Source organism: Rhodobacter lacus, assembly GCF_042683065.1.
In the GTDB taxonomy this organism is placed as follows: domain Bacteria; phylum Pseudomonadota; class Alphaproteobacteria; order Rhodobacterales; family Rhodobacteraceae; genus Rhodobacter; species Rhodobacter lacus.
In genome coordinates this window covers 683,710-708,989 of record NZ_JBHUIX010000013.1, presented here as the reverse complement: position 1 = coordinate 708,989, position 25,280 = coordinate 683,710, and the positions used below count along the sequence as shown (strand labels likewise).

Annotated in this window: 19 protein-coding genes; 14 read left to right on the top strand and 5 right to left on the bottom strand. The window is 63.4% G+C overall.

Going from position 1 to position 25,280, the window contains the following annotated elements; all coding sequences use genetic code 11:
* Positions 1 to 47: 47 nt before the first annotated feature.
* Positions 48 to 1,418 carry a class II 3-deoxy-7-phosphoheptulonate synthase gene (locus ACFSM0_RS15450; RefSeq protein WP_377392331.1) on the top strand — a complete coding sequence of 457 codons (1,371 nt, stop codon included), beginning with the start codon at positions 48 to 50 and terminating at the stop codon, positions 1,416 to 1,418.
* Between the two features lie 83 nt (positions 1,419 to 1,501).
* Here ACFSM0_RS15450 and ACFSM0_RS15445 read toward each other — a convergent pair whose 3' ends face one another.
* Positions 1,502 to 2,251 carry a PAS domain-containing protein gene (locus ACFSM0_RS15445; RefSeq protein WP_377392328.1) on the bottom strand — a complete coding sequence of 250 codons (750 nt, stop codon included), beginning with the start codon at positions 2,249 to 2,251 and terminating at the stop codon, positions 1,502 to 1,504.
* Between the two features lie 216 nt (positions 2,252 to 2,467).
* On the opposite strand from ACFSM0_RS15445, the gene ACFSM0_RS15440 reads away from it, so the two are divergent.
* The 3 genes from ACFSM0_RS15440 to ACFSM0_RS15430 are packed head-to-tail and all read left to right on the top strand — an operon-like array spanning position 2,468 to position 4,512.
* Complete coding sequence (locus ACFSM0_RS15440) at positions 2,468 to 3,346, top strand: YicC/YloC family endoribonuclease (RefSeq protein ID WP_377392325.1); 879 nt, start codon at positions 2,468 to 2,470, stop codon at positions 3,344 to 3,346.
* Positions 3,347 to 3,358: 12 nt separating this feature from the next.
* Complete coding sequence (gmk, locus tag ACFSM0_RS15435; RefSeq protein ID WP_377392521.1) at positions 3,359 to 3,994, top strand: guanylate kinase; 636 nt, start codon at positions 3,359 to 3,361, stop codon at positions 3,992 to 3,994.
* Entirely contained in the window at positions 3,991 to 4,512 is a 522-nt protein-coding gene (locus ACFSM0_RS15430; RefSeq protein WP_377392322.1) for a gamma carbonic anhydrase family protein, read from the top strand. Before gmk ends, ACFSM0_RS15430 begins: the two co-directional genes overlap by 4 nt.
* Before the next feature lie 18 nt (positions 4,513 to 4,530).
* Here the strand turns inward: ACFSM0_RS15430 and ACFSM0_RS15425 are convergent, their stop codons facing one another.
* Positions 4,531 to 4,929, bottom strand: coding sequence for a hypothetical protein (locus tag ACFSM0_RS15425; RefSeq protein ID WP_377392319.1), 399 nt, complete (start codon positions 4,927 to 4,929; stop codon positions 4,531 to 4,533).
* 161 nt (positions 4,930 to 5,090) lie between these two features.
* Between ACFSM0_RS15425 and ACFSM0_RS15420 the strand changes: the two genes are divergently transcribed.
* Positions 5,091 to 6,137 carry an ATP-binding protein gene (locus ACFSM0_RS15420; RefSeq protein ID WP_377392316.1) on the top strand — a complete coding sequence of 349 codons (1,047 nt, stop codon included), beginning with the start codon at positions 5,091 to 5,093 and terminating at the stop codon, positions 6,135 to 6,137.
* Between the two features lie 125 nt (positions 6,138 to 6,262).
* Here ACFSM0_RS15420 and ACFSM0_RS15415 read toward each other — a convergent pair whose 3' ends face one another.
* Positions 6,263 to 7,849, bottom strand: a complete 1,587-nt coding sequence (locus ACFSM0_RS15415) for an alpha-glucosidase (RefSeq protein ID WP_377392313.1) — start codon at positions 7,847 to 7,849, stop codon at positions 6,263 to 6,265.
* A gap of 151 nt (positions 7,850 to 8,000) precedes the next feature.
* Here ACFSM0_RS15415 and ACFSM0_RS15410 point away from each other — a divergent pair, with 151 nt between their 5' ends.
* The 6 genes from ACFSM0_RS15410 to ACFSM0_RS15385 all read left to right on the top strand — a co-directional run bounded on the left by ACFSM0_RS15410 (position 8,001) and on the right by ACFSM0_RS15385 (position 19,018).
* Positions 8,001 to 10,397, top strand: coding sequence for a glycogen/starch/alpha-glucan phosphorylase (locus ACFSM0_RS15410; RefSeq protein ID WP_377392310.1), 2,397 nt, complete (start codon positions 8,001 to 8,003; stop codon positions 10,395 to 10,397).
* A gap of 7 nt (positions 10,398 to 10,404) precedes the next feature.
* Positions 10,405 to 12,570 carry a 1,4-alpha-glucan branching protein GlgB gene (gene glgB / locus ACFSM0_RS15405; RefSeq protein ID WP_377392307.1) on the top strand — a complete coding sequence of 722 codons (2,166 nt, stop codon included), beginning with the start codon at positions 10,405 to 10,407 and terminating at the stop codon, positions 12,568 to 12,570.
* Between the two features lie 42 nt (positions 12,571 to 12,612).
* Positions 12,613 to 13,884 (top strand): glucose-1-phosphate adenylyltransferase, encoded by a 1,272-nt coding sequence (gene glgC, locus ACFSM0_RS15400; protein WP_377392304.1) that lies wholly within the window; start codon positions 12,613 to 12,615, stop codon positions 13,882 to 13,884.
* 65 nt (positions 13,885 to 13,949) lie between these two features.
* Positions 13,950 to 15,383 (top strand): glycogen synthase GlgA, encoded by a 1,434-nt coding sequence (glgA, locus tag ACFSM0_RS15395; RefSeq protein WP_377392301.1) that lies wholly within the window; start codon positions 13,950 to 13,952, stop codon positions 15,381 to 15,383.
* A complete protein-coding gene (gene glgX / locus ACFSM0_RS15390) occupies positions 15,380 to 17,383 on the top strand; it encodes a glycogen debranching protein GlgX (RefSeq protein WP_377392298.1) in 2,004 nt (667 codons plus the stop codon). The genes glgA and glgX overlap by 4 nt, the downstream gene beginning before the upstream one ends.
* A 9-nt stretch (positions 17,384 to 17,392) precedes the next feature.
* On the top strand, positions 17,393 to 19,018 hold the full coding sequence (locus ACFSM0_RS15385) for an alpha-D-glucose phosphate-specific phosphoglucomutase (RefSeq protein WP_377392295.1): 1,626 nt from the start codon (positions 17,393 to 17,395) through the stop codon (positions 19,016 to 19,018).
* Positions 19,019 to 19,265: 247 nt separating this feature from the next.
* Here the strand turns inward: ACFSM0_RS15385 and ACFSM0_RS15380 are convergent, their stop codons facing one another.
* Both ACFSM0_RS15380 and cbbR read right to left on the bottom strand, forming a co-directional pair.
* Positions 19,266 to 20,237 (bottom strand): quinone oxidoreductase family protein, encoded by a 972-nt coding sequence (locus tag ACFSM0_RS15380; RefSeq protein ID WP_377392292.1) that lies wholly within the window; start codon positions 20,235 to 20,237, stop codon positions 19,266 to 19,268.
* Positions 20,234 to 21,250, bottom strand: a complete 1,017-nt coding sequence (cbbR, locus tag ACFSM0_RS15375; RefSeq protein ID WP_377392289.1) for a LysR family regulator CbbR — start codon at positions 21,248 to 21,250, stop codon at positions 20,234 to 20,236. Before cbbR ends, ACFSM0_RS15380 begins: the two co-directional genes overlap by 4 nt.
* A 92-nt stretch (positions 21,251 to 21,342) precedes the next feature.
* Here cbbR and ACFSM0_RS15370 point away from each other — a divergent pair, with 92 nt between their 5' ends.
* The 3 genes from ACFSM0_RS15370 (at position 21,343) to tkt (ending at position 25,276) form a co-directional block, all read left to right on the top strand.
* Positions 21,343 to 22,338: a class 1 fructose-bisphosphatase gene (locus ACFSM0_RS15370; RefSeq protein WP_377392286.1), complete on the top strand. Its 996-nt coding sequence runs from the start codon at positions 21,343 to 21,345 to the stop codon at positions 22,336 to 22,338.
* Positions 22,339 to 22,344: 6 nt separating this feature from the next.
* Entirely contained in the window at positions 22,345 to 23,223 is an 879-nt protein-coding gene (locus ACFSM0_RS15365) for a phosphoribulokinase (RefSeq protein ID WP_377392283.1), read from the top strand.
* A 79-nt stretch (positions 23,224 to 23,302) separates the two neighbouring features.
* Positions 23,303 to 25,276: a transketolase gene (gene tkt, locus ACFSM0_RS15360; protein ID WP_377392280.1), complete on the top strand. Its 1,974-nt coding sequence runs from the start codon at positions 23,303 to 23,305 to the stop codon at positions 25,274 to 25,276.
* The last annotated feature ends 4 nt before the right edge of the window (positions 25,277 to 25,280 follow it).

Here is a 25,280-nt window from a genome sequence, read left to right as displayed (position 1 = left end):
CGCGCGCGGGCTTTATAAGCCGGGCGATCAAGATCTCGGAGGGCAAGATGGCCAAGGCATGGATGAAATCGGACTGGCGCGCGAAACCGCGGGTGCAGATGCCCGATTATCCGGATGCGACGGCGCTCGCCGCCGTCGAGGCGCAGCTCGGCCACCTGCCGCCGCTCGTCTTTGCCGGCGAGGCACGCCGGCTCAAGGCCGATCTCGCCAAGGCGGCGAAGGGCGAAGCCTTCCTGCTGCAGGGCGGCGATTGTGCCGAAAGCTTCACGGAATTTTCGGCCGATAACCTGCGCGACACGTTCAAGGTGCTGTTGCAGATGGCAATCGTGCTCACCTGGGGCGCGAAAGTGCCGGTGATCAAGGTGGGCCGGATGGCCGGGCAATTTGCCAAGCCGCGCTCGGCGCCGACCGAGATGATCGGCGGGGTCGAATATCCGTCCTACCGCGGCGATATCATCAACGGGTTTGAGGCGACCGAGGCCGCCCGCACGCCCGATCCGGCGCGGATGCTCACCGCCTACACCCAGGCCGCGGCCTCGCTGAACCTTCTGCGCGCCTTCTCGACCGGGGGCTATGCCGATATTCACCGCGTGCAAAGCTGGATTTCCGGCTTTACCGACGAAGATGAAGCGGCGCGCTACCGCGAAGTGGCGGAGCGGATCTCGGATGCGTTGGATTTCATGGCCGCCGCGGGCGTGACCTCGGAAACCGCGCATGAGCTGGCGGCGGTTGATTTCTATACCTCACACGAGGCGCTGCTTCTCGAATATGAAGAGGCGCTGTGCCGGATCGACAGCACCACCGGCCTGCCGGTGGCGGGCTCGGGCCATATGCTCTGGATCGGCGACCGCACCCGTCAGGTGGACGGGGCCCATGTCGAATATTGCCGTGGCGTGCAAAACCCGATTGGCCTCAAATGCGGCCCCTCAACCTCCGAGGAAGACCTCAAGGTGTTGATGGCAAAGCTCAATCCGCAAAACGAGCCGGGGCGCCTCACGCTGATCGCGCGGTTTGGCGCGGGCAAGGTGGGCGAGCATCTGCCGCGGCTGATCCGCACCGTGCAGGCCGAAGGTGCGCAAGTGGTCTGGTCTTGCGACCCGATGCACGGCAACACGATCAAATCGGCCTCGGGCTTCAAGACCCGCCCGTTTGACTCGGTGCTGCGCGAGGTGCGCGAGTTCTTCGCCGTGCACAAGGCCGAGGGCACGATCCCGGGGGGCGTGCATTTCGAGATGACCGGCAAAGACGTGACCGAATGCACCGGCGGCGTGCGCGCGGTCTCGGACGAAGATCTTTCGAGCCGCTATCACACCGCCTGCGACCCGCGGCTCAATGCCAGCCAATCGCTGGAACTGGCCTTCCTCGTGGCTGAGGAACTGCAAGACCGGCGCATGATGAAGAAGGCTGCGGGGCTTTAAGAGCGCCGCGCAATCTTTTGAGATTAAATAGAAAGGCCCGGGTGCATCCCGGGCCTATTCTTATTGCCTGTCGCGGCAATCGCTCAGTCGTTGCTGACAACACGAAACATCGCGCGGCGCTCTTCGGGCGTGCGGGCGGCGAAGGCGGGCTTGGGCGGTTGCGCCACACGTGGCACCTGCGCGACCGGCGCGACCGGCGCGGCGGGTTTGCCAAAATGCGGCAGGCGCTCGCCAAGGCCAAAGGCTTCGGGGCGGACCGGCGCAGGCGTCTTGGCCGGGGTCGGCACGCCCAGTTTGACCGGCTCGACATGCGAGGCCTCAACAAGGAAGCGGCGCGGCGTGCGGCCGATGCCCTGACCTTCTGCCACGAGGCAGCCAAGGATGCGCGTCACATCGCCCATGTCGGATTTCATCGGCAAAAGGATCATCCGCGCCGTCATCGGCGGCTTGCCAATCCCCGCCTCGGCGGTCAGCACAAGCTCGGCAATCGACGGGCCCGAGAACACCGCCTCGGTCGCATCGGCCACGCGCTTGCGGCCCTCGGGGGTGAAGAGCGCGGTGAGCGGCATGCCGCGCACTTCCATCCCCATCAGATCATTGAGATGCATGCCCGCAAGGCGGAACCGGCCCATGCCGGGGGCGACGCGCTCAAGAATGAAGGCATATTCGAGCGTGTTTTGCAGCCCGCGCGGGTCAATCTCGGCCCGCGCCGGCACATCGCGGCCTTGGCGCAGCCCTTCCCAATAGGCCCGCATCTGCGAGACAACCCGACGACCCACGCCGATGTCTCCCAGACGAGCCAGTTGATCTTTCATGTCGTGGTCGTGGTCCATCTTCTCTATCCCGTATCCGGCCCCGAGCGGGGGGCACTGCGCATCCTGGCGCTCCGGCCTTTGGCGAAATGGGTCTTTCTGTTGACCCCGGGAGCGAAATCCTTACTGAACTCTTAATACGCCCTTTTTCGGCCACACGGAGAACTAAAGTTTTAAATGGTTAAACTTGCAAATAGATCCCGCACGCCCGCGCCCCCCGCTTCGGGGCTGCGCTCAATGACGGCTTTCGCCTCCGCGGCAGGAGCCGCCGAAGGACAGGAGTGGGCGTGGGAAATCCGCGCCGTCAATGGCAAGGGGCTCGATTTGCGCCTGCGCTTGCCCGAGATCGAGGGGCTGGAGGCCGAGGTGCGCGCGGCAGTTGCGCAGGCTGCCGCGCGCGGAAATATTCAGCTTTCTCTAAAGGTTACAGCGCAAAGCGGAACAGAGAGGCTGGATCTGTCGATGCCCGCACTTGGCGCGGCGCTCAGCGCGTTGCGGGAGGTGGAGGAAACCGCCCGCGCGCATGGGCTGACGCTGGCCCCCTGCCGCGCCACCGATCTTCTCGCCTTGCGCGGGGTGGTGGCGCAAGGGGGGGGCGAAGGGGCTGACCCTGCGGCGCTGAAAGCGGCGGTGCTGGCGGGGCTTGGTAATGTTTTGGGCGATTTTGTGGCGATGCGGGCCGCCGAGGGGCTGCAACTTTGTGGCGTGATTGCGGCGCAACTCGACAGAATCAGCGATTTGACCGAGCAGGCGGCCGAAGTGGCCGAGGCACGCCGCCCCGAAACCGCGGCCGCGCTGAGCGCTGCGCTCGCACGGGTGATGGAGAATGCGCCGGGGGCCGATGCGCCGCGCGTGGCGCAGGAACTCGCGCTTTTGGCCGTTAAGGCTGATGTCACCGAAGAGATTGACCGGCTGCGCGCGCATCTGGCCGCCGCGCGGGCGCTTTTGGCCGAATCGGCGCCGGTGGGGCGGAAGTTCGAGTTTTTGACGCAGGAATTCGTGCGCGAGGCGAATACTCTGTGCTCCAAATCCGGCTCGACGGCATTGACCACGATCGGGCTTGACCTGAAGCATGTCATCGACCAGATGCGCGAGCAGATCCAGAATGTGGAGTAAAACATGCCCGAGATGCGCCGCCGGGGCCTGCTGATCATCCTTTCCTCGCCCTCTGGTGCGGGAAAATCAAGCCTTGCCAAGCGTTTGATGGCTTGGGATGAGACCATGCGGTTCTCCGTTTCTGCCACAACGCGCGCGCCGCGGTCCGGTGAGGTGGACGGGCGCGACTATTACTTCAAGAGCCGCGAGGGATTTGAGGAGATGGTCGCGGCGGGCGAAATGCTCGAACATGCCGAGGTGTTCGGCAATCTTTACGGCACGCCGCGCGCGCCGGTAGAGGCCCGGCTGGCCGAGGGGCATGACGTGATCCTCGACATTGACTGGCAGGGCGGTCAACAGGTGCGCCGCTCGGTTCTGGCGCAGGATGTGGTCTCCGTGTTCATCCTGCCGCCGACCATTGCCGATCTGGAGGCGCGGCTGCGCATGCGCGCGCAAGACAGCGATGAGGTGATTGCCGGGCGGATGGCAAAAAGCCGCGACGAGATCAGCCATTGGGGCGAATATGATTATGTGGTGATCAACCGCGATCTGGAGATCTCCGAGGCGGAGCTGCGGGTGATTTTGCAAGCCGAGCGCGCGCGGGCCGTGCGCCAGCCGGGGCTGACCGAATTTGTGCGCGGCCTGAACAGGGAGTTCGAGAACCGATGATCTATGCGCTCGACGGCGTGGCGCCGGTGCTGGGGCAGGGCGCCTGGGTGGCGCCCGATGCCAATCTGATCGGCAAGGTGGTGCTGGAAGAGGAAGCCTCGGTCTGGTTTGGCTGCACGCTGCGCGGCGACAATGAAGAGATTCGCGTTGGCCGCGGCTCCAATGTGCAGGAAAACGTGATCTGCCACACCGATATGGGCTTTCCGCTCGTGATCGGCGCCAATTGCACCATTGGTCACAAGGCGATGCTGCATGGCTGCACGATTGGTGACGGCACCCTGATCGGCATGGGGGCAACGGTGCTCAACGGCGCAAAAATTGGCCGGGGCTGCCTGATCGGGGCGGGTGCGCTGATCACCGAGGGCAAAGAGATCCCGGAGGGCAGCCTTGTGATGGGGGCGCCGGGCAAGGTGGTGCGGATGCTCGATGCGGCCGCTCAGGCCCGGCTCTTGAAATCTGCCGCGCATTACCGCGCCAATGCGGCGCGGTTCCGCGCCGGGCTCACCGCGCTCGGCTGATCTCAGTTCACGCTGATCTCAGTTCACGCTGGCCGACACTTCGAGAATCGCAAAATCGCGGGCGCCCCAGATCTGGCGCACCTCGGCGCAGACGATGGCCGTATTGGGCAGCGGCGCGGAATAGGCGCGCAGCGGCCCCTCATACCCGATCCGGTCAAGCAGGCGGGCAAGGTCCAGAATATCATGGTCGGGGCTGAACAGCGGCGCCAGCACCACATCCGGGGCGACCCGCGCCAGCAACTCCGGGTCCAGCATGCTCATCCGCGCAATGGTGATCGAGGCGCCCGTCACCCCCCGCAACGCCCGCGGCAGCGCCTGCGACGGATCGACAACCAGAATCCGGCGGCCAGCCAGCGAGAGTGAAGCAACCTCTGGTTGCTTCAAACGGCGTTCGAAATCATCGACAGGTGGGGGCATTGCTCCATCCGTTGCGGCTGGTGGTTTCTCCACCATTGAAAGTCGAACCGTGGCTTCGCATCGACTAGCCCCCTCGCCGATGCACACGGTCTTGATTAGTCCTATGGTTTCTCCGAAGTTGAGCCGGGTCAAGCTTCAGCTCGCGTGGAAGGAACAGAAATTTGCCGGATTCGTCAACAATCTCCTTCTCCGAAGCCTTGCCGTTTCCGATCATGGTGGTCTCTCGCCTGCAGCGTGTGGTCCACGCCAATGCCGGGGCCGAGGCGATGCTGGGCGAGGGGCTCGCCAACCGCGCGCTGGTGACGGTTTTACGCCAGCCACCGCTTATTGATGCGGTCGAAACGGTGATCGCGGGCGGCGCGCGCCAACAGGTGCGGTTGCGGCTTGGCCCGGTCGGGCGAGAAGGGCTGGTGCAGGTGACGGTGGCGCCGCTCGAGCCCGGCGGCGGGGCAGAGGGGGCGGTGGTGCTCGCCTTTGAGGATGTCACCGCGGTCGAGAATGCCGAGGCGATGCGGCGCGATTTCGTGGCCAATGTGAGCCACGAGCTGCGCACGCCACTTACCGCCCTGATGGGGTTTGTTGAAACACTGCGCGGCGCGGCGAAAGATGACCCTGTGGCCCGCGACCGTTTTCTGGCGATCATGGAGCGCGAGGCGGGGCGGATGAACCGGCTGGTGGGGGATCTGCTCTCGCTCAGCCGGGTCGAATCGGAAGAGCGGCGGCGCCCGACAGCGGCGGTGGATCTGGGCACGGTGCTGCGGGGCGCGATGCAGGCGCTTGCGCCGCTGGCCGAGGCGCGGAAGGTTGCGCTGTTGCGGGAGGGGCTGACAGAGGGGCTCAAGATCCCGGGCGACCCGGATCAGCTGACCCAGGTCTTCACCAACCTGATCGAGAACGCGATCAAATATGGCGGAGCGGGTGGCGAGGTGCGGCTGGAGGTGGAGCGGATCGACTATGAACCGGTTTTGCGCGGCGCGGCGCTGAAAGTCGTGGTCGCGGACAAGGGCGAGGGGATCGAGGCGATCCACCTGCCGCGGCTGACCGAGCGGTTCTACCGCATCGACAGCCACCGCTCCCGCGAACAGGGCGGCACCGGGCTCGGGCTGGCAATCGTCAAACACATCATCTCGCGCCACCGTGGCCGCATGAAAGTGGAAAGCGAGAAAGGCGAAGGCAGCCGCTTCATCGTTATTTTGCCTCTCGCCTGACCACGCGCGCGGCCTCGACAGGCCGCCTTATTGCGCCAGTAAACATCAGGAACGACGTTCATCTCCTTCATGATGTTATAGTTTCTCTCGGCGAAGTGAGGGTGAGGGGGCAGGCGCCCCCTCTCTCATCGCAACCAGATCGCGCCGTTCGGGCCGAGGGTCACGTTCTTATCGGTTACTTCGGCCGCAAGCGCCGGGCCGCAGGGCGTGCCCGTGATGCCCGGCAGCGTGATCGGAACAGGGCCGAGGTTGAACAGGCAGGTGAGCGTTTCGCCCGCTGTCGTGCGGGTGAAGCCAAGCACCGGTTCTGGCAGATCGAGGAAGGTCATGTCACCTGCGCGCAGGGCCTCTGAACCGCGGCGGAAGGCGAGAACGGCGCGGTAATGATGCAGGACAGAGGCCGGGTCGGCCTCTTGCGCGGCAACATTGCGCGCGGCTTGCGGCGGTTTTACCGGCAGCCAGGGCTTTGCGGTCGAAAACCCCGCATTTTCGGAGCTATCCCAAACCATCGGTGTGCGGCACCCGTCGCGCCCCTTGTTCTCGGGCCAGAACCGCAGACCGGGCGGATCGGTGAGCTCTTCGTAAAGCAGATCTGTTTCTGTCTGCCCGAGTTCCTCGCCCTGATAGATCCCGATCGTGCCGCGGAACGAGGCAAGCATCGCAATGGCGAGCTTTGCCACCGCCTCTGGCGGGCCATGCTTTGCCCAGCGCGTAACATGGCGATTGACGTCGTGATTGGAGAAAGACCAGGACGGCCAGCCGTCCGGCGCCCCCTCGAAAAAGCTCATAATCACGTCGCGGTAATGTTCCGGCGTGAATTTTGGCCCCAGCATGTCGAAACTGTAAGCCATGTGCAGATGCGCTGTGCCCGACGTATAATCTGCCATGATCTGCACGGCGCGATGCGGCACATCTCCGACCTCACCCACCAGGCAACGGCCCTCGTACTGATCCAGAAGGGCGCGCATTTTAGAAAGGAAAACAAGGTTTTCCGGGCGCGTCTTGTCGTAGAGATGGTCTTGCATGTCATAGCTGGAAACCGGCGGCCAGCGCTCGGGATCGGGCGCTGCGGGGGGGTTATCGCGCAGCTTGTCGTCGTGCATATAATAATTCACCGTATCGAGGCGGAAGCCATCGACCCCGCGCTCGAGCCAAAACCTGAGCACATCAAGCATCTCGGCCTGCACCTCCGGGTTGCGAAGGTTGAGATCGGGCTGCGAGATCAGGAAATTGTGCAGATAATACTGCCCGCGCTCGGGCGACCATTCCCAAGACGAGCCGCCGAAGACCGATTGCCAATTCGTCGGCGGCGATCCGTCGGCCTTGGCATCGGCCCAGACATACCAGTCCTTCTTCGCGCCTCCGGTCTTCGAATCGGCGAACCACGGATGACGGTCAGAGGAGTGGCTCAGCACCTGATCGATGATGACCTTGAGCCCAAGCGCATGCGCGCGTGCCACCAGCGCGTCGAAATCCGCAAGCGTGCCGAAAGCCGGGTCGATATCGCGGTAATCAGAAACGTCATAGCCCATGTCCGCCATTGGCGAACGGAAGATCGGGCTGAGCCAGATCGAATCGACGCCCAGACTGGCCACATGATCGAGCCGCGCGGTGATCCCTTTCAGGTCTCCCAGCCCGTCGCCGGTGCTGTCCTGAAAGCTGCGCGGATAAATCTGGTAGATCACCGCACCGCGCCACCAATTCCTTCCCATTGTCATCTCCCTGCCAAGATATGAGGCAAGCATAAGTCCATTCTGCGCCGCGGCAATCCCGGGGGCTGCGATCGCGCGGGTGAGGCTTGACGGCGGCAGGGCGGCGCCCCATCAAGGGGGAGGCAGGGATTTGGCCAAGGGAAGGTTTGACGTGAAAGATGTAAGCGCCCCCGGGATCGAGGCCTTCAAGGCAGAAATTCTTCGTCATCTCACCTATTCGATGGGAAAAGATGCCGATCATGCCTCGGTCTACGACTGGCGGATGGCGTTGAGCCTCGCGCTGCGCGACCACATCGTTGAGCCTTGGTTTGCTGCGACAAAGCAAACTTGGGACCAAGGGCGCAAACGCGTTTATTACCTGTCGATGGAATTTTTGATCGGGCGGATGCTCGAGGATGCAGCGATCAACCTTGGCATGCGCGCCGTGGCGCGCGAGGCGATCGAGGCGCTCGGGCAGGATTGGCATGCCGTGGTGGAAGACGAGCCCGATGCCGCGCTTGGCAATGGTGGCCTTGGCCGGCTGGCGGCCTGTTACATGGAGAGCATGGCAACGCTTGGCTGCGCGGGCTACGGCTACGGCATTCGCTACGAACATGGCCTGTTTCGGCAGCGCTTTGAGGGCGGGCGGCAGGTGGAAACCCCGGAAGACTGGCTCAAACAGCGCCATCCGTGGGAGTTTGAGCGCCCCGAAGTGAGCTATGAGATCGGCTTCAAGGGCACGGTCGAGATGGCCGGCGGCAAGGCCACATGGGTGCCGGCAGAAACGGTGCTGGCCGAAGCCTGTGACATGCCGGTGATCGGCTGGCAGGGCCGCTGGGCGAACACGCTGCGGCTCTGGTCTGCCAAGCCCACCACGCTTTTTGACCTTGCGCGCTTCAACCACGGCGATTTTGCCGCCGCGGCCGAGCCCGAGGCGCTGGCGCGCACGCTCTCGCGCGTGCTTTACCCCGATGACACGACCTTCCAGGGCAAGGAATTGCGGCTCAAGCAGGAATATTTCCTCACCGCCGCAGCGCTGCATGACATTTTGCGCCGGCATCTGGCGGGCGGCTACAAGCTGACCGACCTGCCCAAGCATGTCGCGATCCAGATGAACGATACCCATCCCGCCATCGCCGGGCCGGAACTGATCCGTCTGCTCACCGATGTGCACGGGATGGCGTTCGAGCAAGCCATTGATATTGCAACGCAATGCCTTGGCTACACGAACCACACCCTGCTCCCCGAGGCGCTTGAACGCTGGGCCACCTATCTGATGGGCTCGGTGCTGCCGCGGCATATGCAGATCATCGAGGCGATTGACGCTTGGCATCTGCGCACCAACCCCTCGCGGCCGCATTACGTGGGCATCGTCAAGCATCATGAAGTGCGGATGGGGGAGCTTGCCTTCATCACCGCGCATAAGGTCAACGGTGTTTCGGCGCTGCATACCGAACTCGTGAAGAAAAATCTGTTCCCGGAGCTGCACAAGCTGCACCCGGACCGGATCATCAACGAGACCAATGGCGTCACGCCGCGGCGCTGGATGCGGATGGCGAACCCCGCGCTTTCCAAGCTTGTCACGGCCAATATCGGCAGCGGCTGGGAGGCCGATCTCGACAAGCTGCGCGATCTGGAAAAGTTCAGCGAAGACAAAGCCTTCCGTGATGACTTTGCAAAGGCGAAGCGGGTCAACAAAGTGGCTTTGGCAAACTGGATCGCGGAGACGCAAGAGGTGCAGGTCAGCCCCGATGCGCTCTTTGACGTGCAGGTGAAGCGCATCCATGAATACAAGCGCCAGCTTTTGAACATTTTGCAGACCATCGCCGAATGGCACGCGATCCGCTCCAACCCGACCATGGAGGTGGTGCCGCGGGTCAAGATTTTTGGCGGCAAGGCGGCGCCGGGCTATCAGGCCGCGAAAGAAGTGATCCGGCTCATCAATGATGTGGCGACAGTGGTCAACAACGACCCTTATGTCGGCGACCGCCTCAAGATCGTGTATCCGGCGAACTACAATGTCTCGATGGCCGAGCGGCTCATTCCCGCAGCCGATCTGAGCGAGCAGATCTCGACCGCGGGCAAGGAAGCCTCGGGCACCGGCAACATGAAGTTCGCGCTCAACGGCGCGCTCACCATCGGCACGCTTGACGGCGCCAATGTCGAGATCCGCGAAGAGGTTGGGGCGGATAACTTCTTCCTGTTCGGGCTCACCGCGGAAGAGGTGATGGAGCGGCGCAAAGATCCCGAGCATGCCCGCCATGCGATCTTGCAAAGCCAGGTTTTGCAAGACGTGCTGCAAATGATTGCCGAGGGGCGGTTTTCACCCGAGGAGCCGGGCCGCTACCATGGGCTTGTACACAATATGTGGCACAGTGATTATTTCCTCGTCTCTTCGGATTTCGAGGCCTATCGTGCGTCTCAGGCGGAAGTGGACCGCGCCTTTGCTGCGCCTGACCGTTGGTGGCGGATGGCGGTGTTGAACACCGCGCGGATGGGGTTCTTCTCTTCCGACAGGGCGATCCGGGGATACATGGCGGATATCTGGGGAACCGAATCCGCGCTGTGAGGGGAAGATGCCGATGATCAAGATTGACGAGGCGATTGCGCTGGCCGAAGGCCGGCATGAAGATCCCTTTTCCGTTCTCGGCTGGCAGAAGGAGGGCAAGAGCGGGCGGATTGCCGCGCTCGTTCCCGGCGCAGACAAGGTTTGGGCCATCGCGCCCGATGGCAAAAAGACAGAGCTGCCGCATCTGACTCACGGGCTCTTTGTCGGCCCCTGGAAGGGCGAAAAATATCGCCTCAGGGCAAAAAATGCACAGGCCACATGGGATTTTGACGATCCCTACAGCTTTGGCCCGGTGCTTGGGGCGATTGACGAATATCTGATCGGAGAGGGCACGCACCGGCATTTGTGGCAGGTGCTTGGCGCCCATGCGATCACCCATGAGGGGTTGAAGGGCGTGCATTTCGCCGTTTGGGCGCCCTCGGCCAAGCGTGTTTCCGTGGTGGGCAATTTCAACACCTGGGACGGGCGGCGCCACCAGATGCGGCGGCGCGGCGCCACCGGGGTTTGGGAGCTTTTCATCCCCGGGCTGATGGCGGGTGAGGTCTACAAATACGAAATCCTCGGGGCGGAGGGGAATATCCTGCCGCTCAAGGCCGATCCGGTGGGCTTTGGCGCCGAGCACCCGCCGCAGACAGCCTCGCTCGTGCGCGAGCTTGGGCTGCATATCTGGGGCGACGGGTCATGGATTGCCGAGCGTGAAAGCGTGAACAACATCCATGCGCCGGTCAGCATTTACGAGGTGCATCTGGGCTCATGGCGACGGGTCTGGGACGAGGGCGGCAGACCGCTCAGCTACCACGAGCTGGCCACACAACTGATTGATTACGTTGTCGACATGGGCTTCACCCATATCGAGCTTCTGCCAATCACCGAGCATCCGTTTGACGGCTCCTGGGGCTATCAGCCGGTGGGGCTTTACGCGCCCACGATCCGCCATGGTCGGCCCGAGGAATTTGCGGCCCTGATCGACGCGGCGCATCAGCGCGGCATCGGCGTGATCCTTGACTGGGTGCCGGGCCATTTTCCGGCAGATGACCATGGGCTGCGCCGCTTTGATGGCACCGCGCTTTACGAGCACATGGACCCGAAAGAGGGGTTCCATCAGGACTGGAACACCCTGATCTACAATTACGGGCGGCGCGAGGTGAAGAATTACCTGCTTGCCAATGCCTTGTTCTGGCTTGAGGAATACCACCTCGACGGGTTGCGCGTGGATGCCGTTGCCTCGATGCTCTACCGCGATTATTCGCGCCGCCAGGGCGAATGGGTGCCCAACCAGTTTGGCGGCCGCGAGAACCTTGAAGCGATCGAGTTTCTCAAGGCGATGAATGCGCAGGCCTATGGCGGCGCCCCGGGCATTATGACGATTGCAGAGGAGAGCACGGCCTTTCCGGCGGTGACCCAGCCCGTGCATACCGGCGGGCTTGGCTTCGGCTTCAAGTGGAACATGGGCTGGATGAATGACAGCCTGCGCTATTTCTCCCGCGATCCGATCCATCGCCGCTGGCACCACAACGAACTTACTTTTGCGTCGTCATACACTTATAGTGAAAACTTCATTCTGCCGATCAGCCATGACGAGGTTGTGCACGGCAAGGGCTCGATGCTCGGCAAAATGCCGGGCGATGGCTTGAGCAAATTTGCCAACCTGCGCGCCTTCTATGCCTTCCAATGGGCGCATCCGGGCAAGAAGCTCCTTTTCATGGGGCAGGAATTCGCGCAGGGCCGCGAATGGGCGCATGCGGGCGCGCTGGATTGGCACCTGCTCGACGAGCCGCTCCACCGTGGCATTCAGGCGATGATCCGCGATCTGAACCATCTTTATCGCGAAATGCCTGCGTTGCATTGGGGCGATTGCGACCCGGCGGGTTTTGACTGGATCGAGCCTGACGATGCCGAGGCCTCGGTCTATGTGTTCGAGCGCCGCGCACCGGGCGCGGCCCCCGTGGTCGTCGCGGCGAACCTGACGCCGCTCGACCGCACCTACCGGATCGGCCTGCCCGAGGGCGGCACATGGTGCGAAATCTTCAACTCGGACAGCGGGTATTATGGCGGCGCCAACTGGGGCAACCTCGGCGCCATTGAAGCAGAAGACATTGCTACGGCGCGACGTCGGGTGAGCGCCGAAGTGTATTTGCCACCGCTTGCGGTGGTGATGTTCACACCGGCCTGAGGCGGGATGTGAACGCGGGAACTGAACAAGGGGAGAGGAATTATGAAACCGCAACCGAACCAGAGGCTCTCGTCGCAGGCGATGGCCTTCGTTCTGGCGGGGGGCCGCGGCAGCCGCCTCAAGGAACTGACCGACCGGCGCGCAAAGCCAGCTGTTTATTTTGGCGGCAAGACGCGGATCATCGATTTTGCACTTTCAAACGCGCTCAATTCCGGCATCCGCAAGATGGCGATTGCCACGCAATACAAGGCCCACAGCCTCATCCGCCACATGCAGCGCGGCTGGAACTTCTTCCGCGCAGAGCGCAACGAATACCTTGATATTCTCCCCGCGAGCCAACGCATCGACGAGAGCAAATGGTATCTCGGCACCGCCGATGCGGTGGCGCAAAACATCGACATCATCGAGGATTACGACGTCAAATACGTGATCATCCTGGCCGGTGACCATATCTACAAGATGGATTACGAGGTGATGCTGCGGCAGCACGTGGAGAGCGGTGCCGATGTGACGATCGGCTGCCTCACCGTGCCGCGCGCCGAAGCGACGGCCTTTGGCTGCATGGCGGTCGACAAGACGATGCGGATCACCGGCTTCATCGAGAAGCCCGCCGATCCGCCGGGGCTGCCCGATGATCCCAAAAATACGCTGGTGTCGATGGGGATTTATGTCTTTGACTGGACACTCCTGCGCGAGCTTCTGATCCGCGATGCCGAAGACCCGAATTCCAGCCATGATTTCGGCCATGACCTGATCCCGGACATCGTGAAGAACGGCAAGGCGATGGCGCATCGCTTTGCGGAAAGCTGCGTGACCTCGGGGCTTGAAACCGAACCCTATTGGCGCGATGTCGGCACCATCGACGCGTTCTGGCAGGCCAATATCGACCTGACCGATTTTACGCCCAAGCTTGATCTTTATGACAATGCCTGGCCGATCTGGACCTATGCCGAGATCGTGCCGCCGGCAAAATTCATCCATGATGAAGAGGATCGGCGCGGCTCGGCGGTGAGCTCGCTCGTTTCGGGCGATTGCATCGTTTCGGGCTCGGAGGTGCGCAACTCGCTTTTGTTCACCGGCTGCCGGGCGCATTCCTATTCATCGCTCGATTACGTGGTGGCGCTGCCTTACGTCGAGGTGGGGCGCAAGGCCCAGCTCTCGCGCTGTGTCGTCGACCGTGGTGTCATCATTCCCGAGGGGCTCGTTGTCGGCGAAGATCCCGAGGAAGATGCGAAGTGGTTTCGCCGGACCGAGGGCGGGGTGGTGCTGATCACCCAGCCGATGCTGGACCTGCGCGCCGCAAAACTGGGCTGAACGGGAGCGCCGGTGATCCGGCTCCGGCCGGAAATACGGCCGGTGTCAGGAAGAAAGGGGTTGAAATGAAACAGGTTCTTTCGGTTGCGTCGGAGGCGGTGCCGCTTGTGAAAACGGGCGGTCTCGCCGATGTGGTGGGCGCGCTGCCCTCCGCACTGGCGGGGCAGGGCTGGCAAATGCGGGTGATGCTGCCAGCCTATCCGGGCCTGCTTGCCGCGCTCGGAAAAACGGAAATCGTCTGGCAGGATGGCGCGCTTTTCGGCGGTCCGGCGGCGCTGCATCTGGGCAAGCATGGCGGGGTCGAGGTGCTCGCGCTTGAGGCGGCGCATCTTTATGACCGCGAGGGCGGCCCTTACGCGGGCCCGCATGGCGATTACTGGGACAATGCCGAGCGCTTTGCCGCGCTGTGCTGGGCCGCTGCCGCTGTGGCGCGCGATGGCGCGGGCGACTGGCGCCCCGATGTGGTGCATGCCCATGATTGGCAAGGCGCGCTCGCGCCCGCGTATTTGCGCTATTGGGGCACCAATGTGCCGACGGTGCTGACGATCCACAACATCGCCTTTCAGGGACGTGTGGGGACCGACAAGATCGGCGCGCTGCGGCTGCCTTATGAGGCCTGCCACCCGGGCGGCTATGAATTCTGGGGTGATGTCTCGATGCTGAAGGCGGGGCTGACCACGGCAGATGCGATCACCACGGTGAGCCCGCGCTATGCAGAGGAGCTGATGCGGGCCGAATATGGGCAAGGGCTTGAGGGCGTGATGGTGGCGCGCGCGGGCGCGCTCACCGGCATTCTCAACGGCATTGACGATACCGTCTGGAACCCCGAGGCCGACCCGGAATGCGCGCCGTTCAGCGCCACGAAGCAAGCCGGAAAAGCCAAAAATCGCAAGGCGTTGCTCGAAGAGTTTCAGATGGACCCGGAGCTTTCTGGCCCGCTGATGGTGCTGGTCTCGCGGCTCACGCCGCAAAAGGGGATCGACCTTTTGCCCGCCGCCGCCGAGGCGCTGGTTGAGGCGGGCGGCGGGCTGGCGCTCTTGGGCTCGGGCGATCTCTGGGCCGAGGATATGGTGCGCGGGCTTGCGGCCCGGTTCCCCGGTCGGGTGAGCGTGAAAATCGGCTACGATGAGGGGCTGAGCCACCGCATGTTCGCGGGCGGCGATGCGGTTCTGGTGCCCTCGCGCTTCGAGCCCTGCGGGCTCACGCAACTTTACGGGCTGCGCTATGGCTGCGTGCCGCTCGTCGCCGCTGTGGGCGGGCTCGCCGATACGGTGATTGGCGCGACCCCGGCGACGCTTGCGGCCAATGCCGCCACCGGGGTGGTGTTCCATCCGGTTGATGCGCTGGGGCTGCGCCAAGCGGTGCGACAGCTCTGTGCGCTTTACGCAGACCGCAAGACCTGGGGCGCGATGGTGCGGCGCGGCATGAAGGCCGACCTTGGCTGGGGCGCCTCGGCGGCGCGCTATGCTGCACTCTATGACCGGTTGCTTGCCGCATGAGGATCCGGCCGGGCAGGGCCGAGGTGCTTGGAGCGGTGCCAGTGGGGGGCGGAACCAATTTCGCCCTTTACTCGGCGCATGCCGAAAAGGTGGAGCTTTGCCTGTTTGAAGGGGAGCGCGAGATCCGTCTTGCGCTGCCCGAGCGTGCCGGAGAGATCTGGCACGGGTTCGTGCCCGGGGTTGGCCCCGGGGCGCAATATGGCTACCGGGTGCACGGACCATGGGCGCCGGAGATCGGCCATCGCTTCAACCCCGCCAAGCTGCTGATCGACCCCTATGCCCGCGCGCTGACGGCGCCGCTGGTCTGGCACCCGCTGATGCAGGGCGGCAATGCCCGCCCGGACCGGCGCGATTCCGCCCTTGCCACGCCGCGTTCGCTGGTGTGCGAGATCTTGAAACCGCATTGGGAACGCCCCGGAAGGTCTTGGTCTCACACGTTTATATACGAGGCCCACCTGCGCGGGCTGACCATGCAGCACCCCGATGTGCCCGAGGCGCTGCGCGGCACCTACGAGGGCATGGCGAGCGCGCCGATCCTTGCGCATCTCAAGCGGCTCGGGGTCACGGCGATTGAACTCCTGCCGGTTTCGGCCTTTCTGGACGATCGGTTTCTGGTCGAAAAGGGGCTGCGCAACTATTGGGGCTATCAGCCGATCGCCTTTTTCGCGCCAGAGCCGCGCTATGGCACGCGCGAAGGGTTCCGCGCCATGGTGCGCGCCTTTCATGCCGCCGGGATCGAGGTCATTCTCGACGTGGTTTTCAACCATTCCGGCGAGGGCGATGGCTCCGGGCCGACGCTGAGCCTGCGCGGGATCGACAATGCCGCCTGTTACCGGCTCGCGGAGGGCGGGCGCAGCTATGTCAATGACACCGGCACCGGCAACACGCTCAATCTTGCCAATCCGATGGTGCTGCGCCTCGTCATGGATGCCTTGCGCCATTGGGTCGAGGAGATGGGGGTGGATGGCTTCCGTTTCGATCTTGCCGCCACGCTCGGGCGCACCTCGACCGGGCAGTTCAAGTCATGGGCGCCGTTTTTAAGCGCGATCCGGCAAGATCCGGTGCTGGGCGCGGTGAAGCTGATCGCCGAGCCCTGGGATATCGGGCCCGGTGGTTATCGGCTCGGTGATTTTCCCTTTCCCTTCGTTGAATGGAACGACCGGTTCCGGGATGGGCTGCGCCAGTTCTGGCGCGGTGATGCTGCGCAAATTGCCGAGCTTGCGCGCCGGGTGGCCGGCTCTGCCGAGATTTTTGACCATCACGGACGGCCCGCCACCAGCTCGCTGAACTTTCTCACAGCGCATGATGGCTTCACCTTGCAGGATCTTGTTTCGTATAATGAAAAGCGAAACGAGGCGAATGGCGAGCAAAACCGCGACGGCCATAATGCGAACTATTCGGAGGCGCTTTCGGAGCCGGAGGCCAAGGCGGCCCGCAAACGCGCGCTGCTCGCCAGCCTGCTGCTGGCGCAAGGCGTGCCGATGCTGCTTGCGGGAGACGAGATCGGCAATGGTCAAAGCGGCAACAACAATGCTTATGCGCAAGACAATCCGCTTGGCTGGGTCGACTGGCCAAAAGCCGATTGGGAGCTTTGCGCCTTCGTCGCCCGGCTCGCAAAACTGCGCCACGATCATCCGGTGCTGCGTCAAAGCCGGTTCCTTCACGCCAAGATCCGCGCGCAGGACGGGATGCGCGATCTGATCTGGCGGCTGCCCTCCGGCGCCGAACCCACCGCTCAGGATTGGCATGATGCCAATGCGCGCTGCCTGTGCGCCGAGATCCGCGGCGCGGCCGAAGGGCCGGCGGGGCAGGTTGCGCACGAAGCCTTTTTCGCAATCTTCAATGCCGGGCCGACGCTTAACGTGACATTGCCGGAAGGCAGCTGGCGCCAGGTGCTGGACACGACCCGGCCAGAGGCCCCGGAAAGCACCCATGCCGAGCCCGTGACTTGTGTTTTCGCTCAATCCGTTCAATTGTTTATCCGATCGACAGCGCGATAGGAGCCTGCCATGACGAGCCATCCGACCCGGCCCTTCGAGGGCCAAAAACCCGGCACTTCGGGGCTGCGCAAAAAGACCCCCGTGTTCATGCAGCCCGGCTATCTGGAGAATTTCGTCCAGAGCACCTTTGACGCGCTTGGGGGCGTTGCCGGCAATGTGCTCGTTCTGGGGGGCGACGGGCGCTATTTTGGCCGTGAGGCGACGCAGTGCATCCTCAAAATGGCCGCAGCGAACGGCGTTGCGCGGGTGATTGTGGGGCAGGGTGCCTGGCTCTCGACCCCGGCTGCCTCGAACCTGATCCGCAAGAGAGGCGCGGATGGCGGGCTTATTCTCTCTGCCAGCCACAATCCCGGCGGGCCTGAGGCCGACTTTGGCGTGAAATACAACATGGCGAACGGTGGTCCCGCGCCCGAAGCCGTGACCGAGGCGATTTTCGCCCGCACCATGGAAATTGACTCTTATCGGAAGCTTGATGCGCCGGACGTGAACCTCGAGATGGTCGGGGAGAGCCGATTGGGCGAGATGATCGTGGAGATCGTCGACCCCGTGTCCGCCTATGCGGACATGATGGAAGAGATATTCGATTTCAAAGCTTTGAGAGGCCTTTTTCATGAGGGCTTCACACTCGCGATGGACAGTATGTGCGCCATCACAGGGCCTTATGCAGTCGAAATCTTCGAAAATCGGCTGGGCGCACCGAAGGGCACCGTCGTGCATGAGCAGCCCTTACCGGATTTTGGCGGCATGCACCCGGACCCGAACCCGACCTGGGCGCATGAGCTGATGGAGACGCTCATGGGGCCGGGCGCGCCGGATTTTGGGGCCGCCTCCGATGGCGACGGGGACCGCAACATGATCTTGGGGCGCGGCATCTATGTATCGCCCTCTGACAGCCTCGCGGTGATTGCGGCCAATGCGCATCTGGTGCCGGGCTATGCTTCGGGGCTGAAAGGGGTGGCGCGCTCAATGCCAACCTCTGCCGCCGTCGACAAGGTGGCGCAAAAGCTCGGGCTGGACTGCTACGAGACCCCGACCGGGTGGAAGTTTTTCGGCAATCTGATGGATGCGGGGCGCGTGAGCCTGTGCGGTGAAGAAAGCTTTGGCACCGGCTCTGACCACGTGCGGGAAAAAGACGGCCTCTGGGCAGTGCTGATGTGGCTCAATATCATCGCCGTCCGCGGCCTCGGCGTGGCGGAGATCATGGCCGATCACTGGGAAGAATATGGCCGCAATTACTACTCGCGCCATGATTATGAGGTGCTTCCCAATGACATTGCCAATGCCATGCTGGGCGATTTGCGTGACCGGCTGGAAGGCTTGAAAGGCCAAAAAGTCCAAGGGCTTGTCGTCGAAAGCGCAGATGAATTCTGCTACACGGATCCGGTTGACGGCGCGGTTTCTGCGGGCCAGGGCTTCCGCATCCTGTTCGAGGGCGGTTCGCGCGTTGTGTTGCGGCTTTCCGGCACGGGGACCGAAGGTGCGACACTGCGCGTCTATCTGGAACGCTATGAGGCTGGCCCCGAAGGCCTGACCGAAGACCCGCAGGCAGCGCTTGCGCCGATCATTGCGGCAACAGAAGATCTGGTTGGGATCAGAGCCCGGACAGGGCGCACCGGCCCGAATGTGATCACCTGATCATAAGAAGAGCGCCCCGCAGGATCGCCTTCAGTTCCTGCGGGGGGCCTTCGCGCCAGAGGATTACGCGGCGCTGATAATCTTCGACATCTCACGACAAACGTCGATTGCAGGGGATATCTTGATGTTTTTCGCACATCAAGATCCTATAATCAGTATTATGTAAAGCATGTGTGCGCCTGAATGCGAGTATAGCCGCTTTTTTTCAACAAACCGGCAGATCTCCGCACGCGGTCTTTGGCGCGCGTTACGGGATCAGGATGGTGCTTCCGGTGGTCTTGCGCGCTTCAAGCGCCCGATGCGCATTGGCAACATCGCTCAAGGCGAAGCGTTGACCAATTTCCACACACACCGCTCCGCTCAGGATCATCTCGAAGAGTTCCCGGCTTGCGGATTGCAGCCAGCCCGGCCTTGCCGTGTGGTGAAAGAGCGTTGGCCGCGTCAACCGCAGTGACCCGCGCGCAAGATCGTTGACGCGGAAATCGAGTGCAGGCCCAGAGCTTTGACCGAAGCTCACCAGGGTTCCGAACCGCGCGAGCACCTCGAGCGACTTTTGCAACGTCACGGCGCCGACGGAATCATAAACAGCCTGCACACCCTTTCCCTCGGTGAGGCTTTGCAGTTCTGCCACAAAATCTTGTGTGTGGTAGTCGATCACCGCCGCGTAGCCATGTGCTGCGGCGAGCGCACATTTGGCACCGCCACCGGCAGTGCCAAAGGCCCGGACCCCTTTGGCCGCAAGCCATTGCCCGGCCAGAAGCCCAACTCCGCCCGCGGCGGCATGCACAAGCACGCTGTCACCGGGCTGAACCGCATAGGAATGATGGATCAGATAGTGCACCGTGAGCCCCTTGAGCATCACCGCGGCCGCCACCTCATCCGAAATCCCCTCGGGGATCGGCACAAGCTGATCGGCTGCGATCACGCGGTGGCTCGCATAGGCCCCGTTGGGCTGCGTATAGGCGACGCGCGTTCCGGGGGCGAGATCTACTCCGGGCCCCGCCGCCTCAACCACGCCCGCGCCTTCGCAGCCGGTGACAAGATCTTGCGTCACAGGCCAGGGGTAGAGCCCAGACCGAATGTAAACATCAATGTAATTCAGGCCGATAGCGGTTTGTTTTAAGGTAACTTCGCCGGGCCCCGGCGCCGGGATCTCGCGCGCGATGCGGCGGAAATTCTCCACCCCGCCCGGGCCGCTCACCACCATCGCATAGCTCATACCGGTTCTCCATCGCTCAACGTCATTGGCGCAGGATGACCCGCCCGGGTCGTGCCGTCAATTGCCGCCCGAAGCTCGGGCAGGCTCGCGGGAAGGCTTGGCAGATAACGCCCCTCAAGTGCCAAAATGGCCTCCCACAGGCGTGCCGCCACCGGCCTTGGCGCCTCGTCGTCGCGACGCACCATGAACCAATGCCGCAGGATTGGCAGGCCGGGCGCTTGCAACTGCACGATCCGCCCGGAACTCAGCTCTTCGGTCACCGTGTGCAGGCTGAGGAACGCGATGCCAAGCCCCGCCATCACCGCTTGCTTGATGGTTTCGTTGCTGTCCATCTCCAGCGTTTCATAGGCCAGCCCGTCGCCAACGCGATCAAGCCAGCGCTCCATCAGGATGCGCGTGCCCGATCCCTTTTCCCGCGCAAGGAAGAGTTGCGCGAAGAGCGCATCCACCGTCATCCCCTGCCCCATCAGCGGATGATCCGGCGCCGCGAGCAGCCCGTGGGGATGCCCCCCGAGCGGTTCGGCCTGCACCGGCGGGCGGCGCGGCGGCCGCCCCATGATCGCAATGTCAAAGGCGCCGCGTTCGAGCCCCTCGATCGTGGCCGCGCGGTTGCCGACCCGCAGCGCCACCTCGATATCCGGGTTCGAAAGGCTCAGCGCCTTGACGAGTCGCGGGGCAAAATACTTCGCCGTCGAGACGACACCCAGCGTTACCCGCCCCGCCTGACCGCGCGCGAGCGCCGCGAGATTGGCGCCCCCCTGCGACAAAGCGTCTTCGATCCGCCGCGCGGTCTCGAGCAGGGTCTGCCCCGCCTCGGTAAGTTCCGATCCACCGCCGTCGCCCGCGCGCTGCAAAAGCTTGACCTGAACGGCATCCTCCAAGCTTTTGATTTGCGTATGAATTGCGGGCGTTGTCAGTCCAAGTGCCTGGCCCGCTGCCGTCAGGGAACCGCCTTTTGCAACGGCCTGAAGCGCGCGCAATTGTTTGAGCGTGATGCTGTCGAGGCGGATCATTTTAGATTTTCCTTAAAGCAGATTGCTGAATTTCAAATTTGCATGAAAACCCTTTCGGCGCAACGTCCGGCCAGCAACTGGCAGGAGGAGCCATGGCGATCGAGCTTGAAGACCTCGGGCTGAGCCCGGAACTGGCAGACGTGATGCAACGTCTGGCCGCGGTGGGGGCCCAGGTCGCCCGCATCATCTCTCGCAACGGCGTTGAACGCGATCTTGCGGCGGGCGTTGGCACCAATGCCGGCGGTGATGGTCAAAAGGCGCTCGATGTGATCGCCGATGACCTGTTCCGCACCGCGCTTGAGACCTCCGCGGTGGCCTATTATGCCTCCGAGGAGCAAGATGAGGTGGTGAGCCTGGGCGCCGGCACGCTCGCGCTGGCCATCGACCCGCTCGATGGTTCGTCCAACATCGACGTGAACGTCTCGATCGGCACGATCTTCTCGATTTTCCCCGCCGCAGAGGGTGCCAACGAGAGCTTCCTGCGGCAAGGCACCGAGCAGATTGCGGGCGGCTATATCATCTATGGCCCGCAATGCGCGCTTGTGTGCAGCTTCGGACGGGGCGTGCAACACTGGGTGCTCGATCTCGAGACCGGCAGCTTCCGCCGCGTGGCCGACATCAAGCTGCTGCCGCAAGACACGTCGGAATATGCGATCAACGCCTCGAACTATCGCCACTGGCCGGCGCCGATCCGCGCCTTTGTCGATGACCTCGTGGCCGGAGCCGAGGGCCCGCGCGGGCGCAATTTCAACATGCGCTGGATTGCGTCGCTGGTTGCGGAAACGCACCGCATCCTCATGCGCGGCGGCGTCTTTCTTTATCCGGGCGATGAGCGCAAGGGCTACGAACACGGGCGGTTGCGCCACGTTTACGAATGCGCCCCGATCGCCTTTTTGATCACGCAAGTCGGCGGCGGCGCCACCGATGGCTGCGAGGAAATCCTCACCGCGCTGCCCGACAAGCTGCATGCCCGCACCCCCTTTGTTTTTGGCTGCGCCGCCAAGGTTGCCCGCGTTGCCGCCTATCATGACCTGCCCGGCGAAGAGACCTCGGCGCTCTTCAACAACCGCGGCCTGTTTCGGAGCTGAAGCCCCATGTCGAAAAAATTCCCCATCATTTCCGTCGTCGGTTCCTCGGGCGCGGGCACCTCGACCGTCAAAGCCACGTTCGACCAGATCTTCCGCCGCGAGGGCGTGAAGGCGGTCTCGATCGAGGGCGATGCCTTCCACCGCTACAACCGCGCCGACATGAAGGCCGAGCTGGATCGCCGCTATGCCGCGGGCGACGCCACCTTCTCGCATTTTTCCTATGAGGCGAATGCGCTCGAAGAGCTGGAGCGGGTGTTCCGTGAATATGGCGAAACCGGCAAAGGCCGCACCCGCCATTATGTGCATGACGCCAATGAGAGCGCCAAATATGGCGTGGAGCCGGGGCATTTTACCGAATGGGCGCCATTTGAAGAGCATACGGATCTGCTCTTCTATGAGGGGCTTCACGGCTGTGTCTCGACCGATGAGGTGAATATCGCCGCCCATGCCGACCTGAAAATCGGCGTGGTGCCGGTGATCAACCTCGAATGGATCCAGAAGATCCACCGCGACCGGGCGAGCCGCGGCTACACCACCGAGGCGGTGACCGATGTGATCTTGCGCCGCATGCATGCCTATGTGCATTGCATCGTGCCGCAATTCTCGCAAACCGACATCAACTTCCAGCGTGTGCCCGTGGTCGATACGTCGAACCCGTTCATCACCCGCTGGATCCCGACGCCGGACGAGAGCCTGATCGTGATCCGCTTCCGCAACCCGCGCGGGATCGACTTCCCCTATCTGACCTCGATGATCCATGGCTCGTGGATGAGCCGGGCCAACTCGATCGTCATTCCGGGCAACAAGCAGGATCTGGCGATGCAGCTGATCCTCACCCCGCTGATCGAGCGGCTGGTGCGCGAAGGCCGCCGCGCGCGCGCCTGATCGGAGGCTTCTCCAAACAGATCGAACGGGGCCCGGCACGCTGGGCCCCGAAGGGAACGGCACATCAGGGAGGAGTGCCATGAAGGATATCGTGATGACCGAAGAACGGCAAATGGCCAATGCGCTGCGTGCGCTGGCCATGGATGCAGTGGAAAAGGCGAAATCGGGCCACCCCGGCATGCCGATGGGCATGGCCGATGTCGCGACCGTGCTCTTCAACCGCTTCATGACGCTTGATCCGCAAGCGCCGAAATGGCCCGACCGGGACCGGTTCGTGCTCTCGGCGGGCCATGGCTCGATGCTGCTTTACGCGATTCACCATCTGCTCGGCTATGCCGATATGGATATCGAGCAGCTCAAGAATTTCCGCCAACTCGGCGCGCGCACCGCAGGCCACCCGGAATACGGCCATGCCGACGGCATCGAAATGACCACCGGCCCGCTCGGCCAGGGGATTGCCACCGCGGTTGGCATGGCGCTGGCTGAACGCATGAAGAATGCGCGCTATGGTGATGATATTGTAGATCATTACACCTATGTCATCGCAGGTGATGGCTGCCTGATGGAGGGCATCAGCCATGAGGCGATCGACTTTGCCGGGCATCTGAAACTGGGCCGGCTGATCGTGCTTTGGGATGACAATGGCATCACCATCGACGGCGACACGACGATTTCCACCTCCACCGATCAGGGCGCGCGCTTTGCCGCCTCGGGCTGGCATGTGCAGAAATGCGACGGCCACACCCCCGACGAAATTGCCGCCGCAATCGAAGCCGCGCAAAAAGATCCGCGCCCCTCAATGATTGCCTGCCGCACGGTGATCGGCTTTGGCGCGCCCAACAAGCAGGGCGGGCATGACGTGCATGGCGCACCGCTCGGCGCAGAAGAGATTGCCGCCGCGCGCGCCTGCCTTGGCTGGGAGCATGCGCCGTTCGAGATCCCTGCCGAGCTTTACGCCGCTTGGGGCCGCGTGGCCGCCCGCGGCGCGGCAGCGCGCAGCGCATGGGAGGCCCGGCTTGCCGCGAGCCCGGCGCGTGTGACGTTCGAAAAGGCCGAAGCGGATGACACCTCGGCGCTGCCCGCGGCGATCACCGCCTACAAGGCGAAGCTCTCGGCCGAAAAGCCGAAAGTGGCAACCCGCAAGGCCTCCGAAATGGCGCTTGGCGTGGTCAACGCCACCCTGCCCTTCTCGGTTGGCGGATCGGCCGATCTCACCGGCTCGAACCTCACCCGCTCGGCGGGCATGAAATCTGTCACGCCGGGCGATTATGCGGGCAGCTATATCCATTACGGCATCCGCGAGCATGAGATGGGCGCGGCGATGAACGGCATCGCGCTTCATGGCGGGTTGCGCCCCTATGGCGGCACCTTCATGGCCTTTGCCGATTACTGCCGCCCGGCGATCCGGCTTTCGGCGCTGATGGGGGTTCCGGTCACCTATGTGATGACGCATGACTCGATTGGCCTTGGCGAAGACGGGCCCACCCACCAGCCGGTCGAGCATCTGGCAAGCCTGCGGGCGATCCCGAACCTGACGGTGATCCGCCCTGCGGATGCTGTGGAAACCGCCGAGGCCTGGGAGATCGCCATGACCGCGAAGGCGACGCCGAGCCTGCTCGTGCTCTCGCGGCAAAACCTGCCGGTGGTGCGCCCCGAGCATACGGCGGAAAACCTCACCGCGCGCGGTGCCTATTTGCTGCGCGACCCGGAGGACCGTCAGGTGACGCTGATTGCCACCGGCTCGGAGGTGGAGATCGCGCTTGCCGCCGCGGACCAACTCGCCGCCGAGGGGATCCGCGCCGCCGTTGTCTCGGCACCGAGCTTTGAGCTCTTTGCCGCGCAGCCCTGCGATTATGCCCGCAAGGTGCTGGGCACCGCGCCGCGCGTGGGCTGTGAGGCCGCGCTGCGCCAAGGCTGGGATCTGTTCCTCGGGCCCGAGGATGCCTTTGTCGGCATGACCGGCTTTGGCGCCTCGGCGCCCGCGCCCCAGCTTTTCAAGCACTTCAACATCACGCCCGAAGCGATTGTTTCGGAAGCAAAGAACTTGATCTGAGGGA

What these genes read in the sequence shown, in the direction of transcription:
- ACFSM0_RS15450 (WP_377392331.1), top strand. Translation starts at nt 48, where the DNA reads ATGGCCAAGGCATGGATGAAATCGGACTGGCGCGCGAAACCGCGGGTG.
- ACFSM0_RS15445 (WP_377392328.1), bottom strand. Translation starts at nt 2,251, where the DNA reads ATGGACCACGACCACGACATGAAAGATCAACTGGCTCGTCTGGGAGAC.
- ACFSM0_RS15440 (WP_377392325.1), top strand. Translation starts at nt 2,468, where the DNA reads ATGACGGCTTTCGCCTCCGCGGCAGGAGCCGCCGAAGGACAGGAGTGG.
- gmk (WP_377392521.1), top strand. Translation starts at nt 3,359, where the DNA reads ATGCGCCGCCGGGGCCTGCTGATCATCCTTTCCTCGCCCTCTGGTGCG.
- ACFSM0_RS15430 (WP_377392322.1), top strand. Translation starts at nt 3,991, where the DNA reads ATGATCTATGCGCTCGACGGCGTGGCGCCGGTGCTGGGGCAGGGCGCC.
- ACFSM0_RS15425 (WP_377392319.1), bottom strand. Translation starts at nt 4,929, where the DNA reads ATGCCCCCACCTGTCGATGATTTCGAACGCCGTTTGAAGCAACCAGAG.
- ACFSM0_RS15415 (WP_377392313.1), bottom strand. Translation starts at nt 7,849, where the DNA reads ATGGGAAGGAATTGGTGGCGCGGTGCGGTGATCTACCAGATTTATCCG.
- glgB (WP_377392307.1), top strand. Translation starts at nt 10,405, where the DNA reads ATGCCGATGATCAAGATTGACGAGGCGATTGCGCTGGCCGAAGGCCGG.
- glgC (WP_377392304.1), top strand. Translation starts at nt 12,613, where the DNA reads ATGAAACCGCAACCGAACCAGAGGCTCTCGTCGCAGGCGATGGCCTTC.
- glgA (WP_377392301.1), top strand. Translation starts at nt 13,950, where the DNA reads ATGAAACAGGTTCTTTCGGTTGCGTCGGAGGCGGTGCCGCTTGTGAAA.
- glgX (WP_377392298.1), top strand. Translation starts at nt 15,380, where the DNA reads ATGAGGATCCGGCCGGGCAGGGCCGAGGTGCTTGGAGCGGTGCCAGTG.
- ACFSM0_RS15385 (WP_377392295.1), top strand. Translation starts at nt 17,393, where the DNA reads ATGACGAGCCATCCGACCCGGCCCTTCGAGGGCCAAAAACCCGGCACT.
- ACFSM0_RS15380 (WP_377392292.1), bottom strand. Translation starts at nt 20,237, where the DNA reads ATGAGCTATGCGATGGTGGTGAGCGGCCCGGGCGGGGTGGAGAATTTC.
- cbbR (WP_377392289.1), bottom strand. Translation starts at nt 21,250, where the DNA reads ATGATCCGCCTCGACAGCATCACGCTCAAACAATTGCGCGCGCTTCAG.
- ACFSM0_RS15370 (WP_377392286.1), top strand. Translation starts at nt 21,343, where the DNA reads ATGGCGATCGAGCTTGAAGACCTCGGGCTGAGCCCGGAACTGGCAGAC.
- ACFSM0_RS15365 (WP_377392283.1), top strand. Translation starts at nt 22,345, where the DNA reads ATGTCGAAAAAATTCCCCATCATTTCCGTCGTCGGTTCCTCGGGCGCG.
- tkt (WP_377392280.1), top strand. Translation starts at nt 23,303, where the DNA reads ATGAAGGATATCGTGATGACCGAAGAACGGCAAATGGCCAATGCGCTG.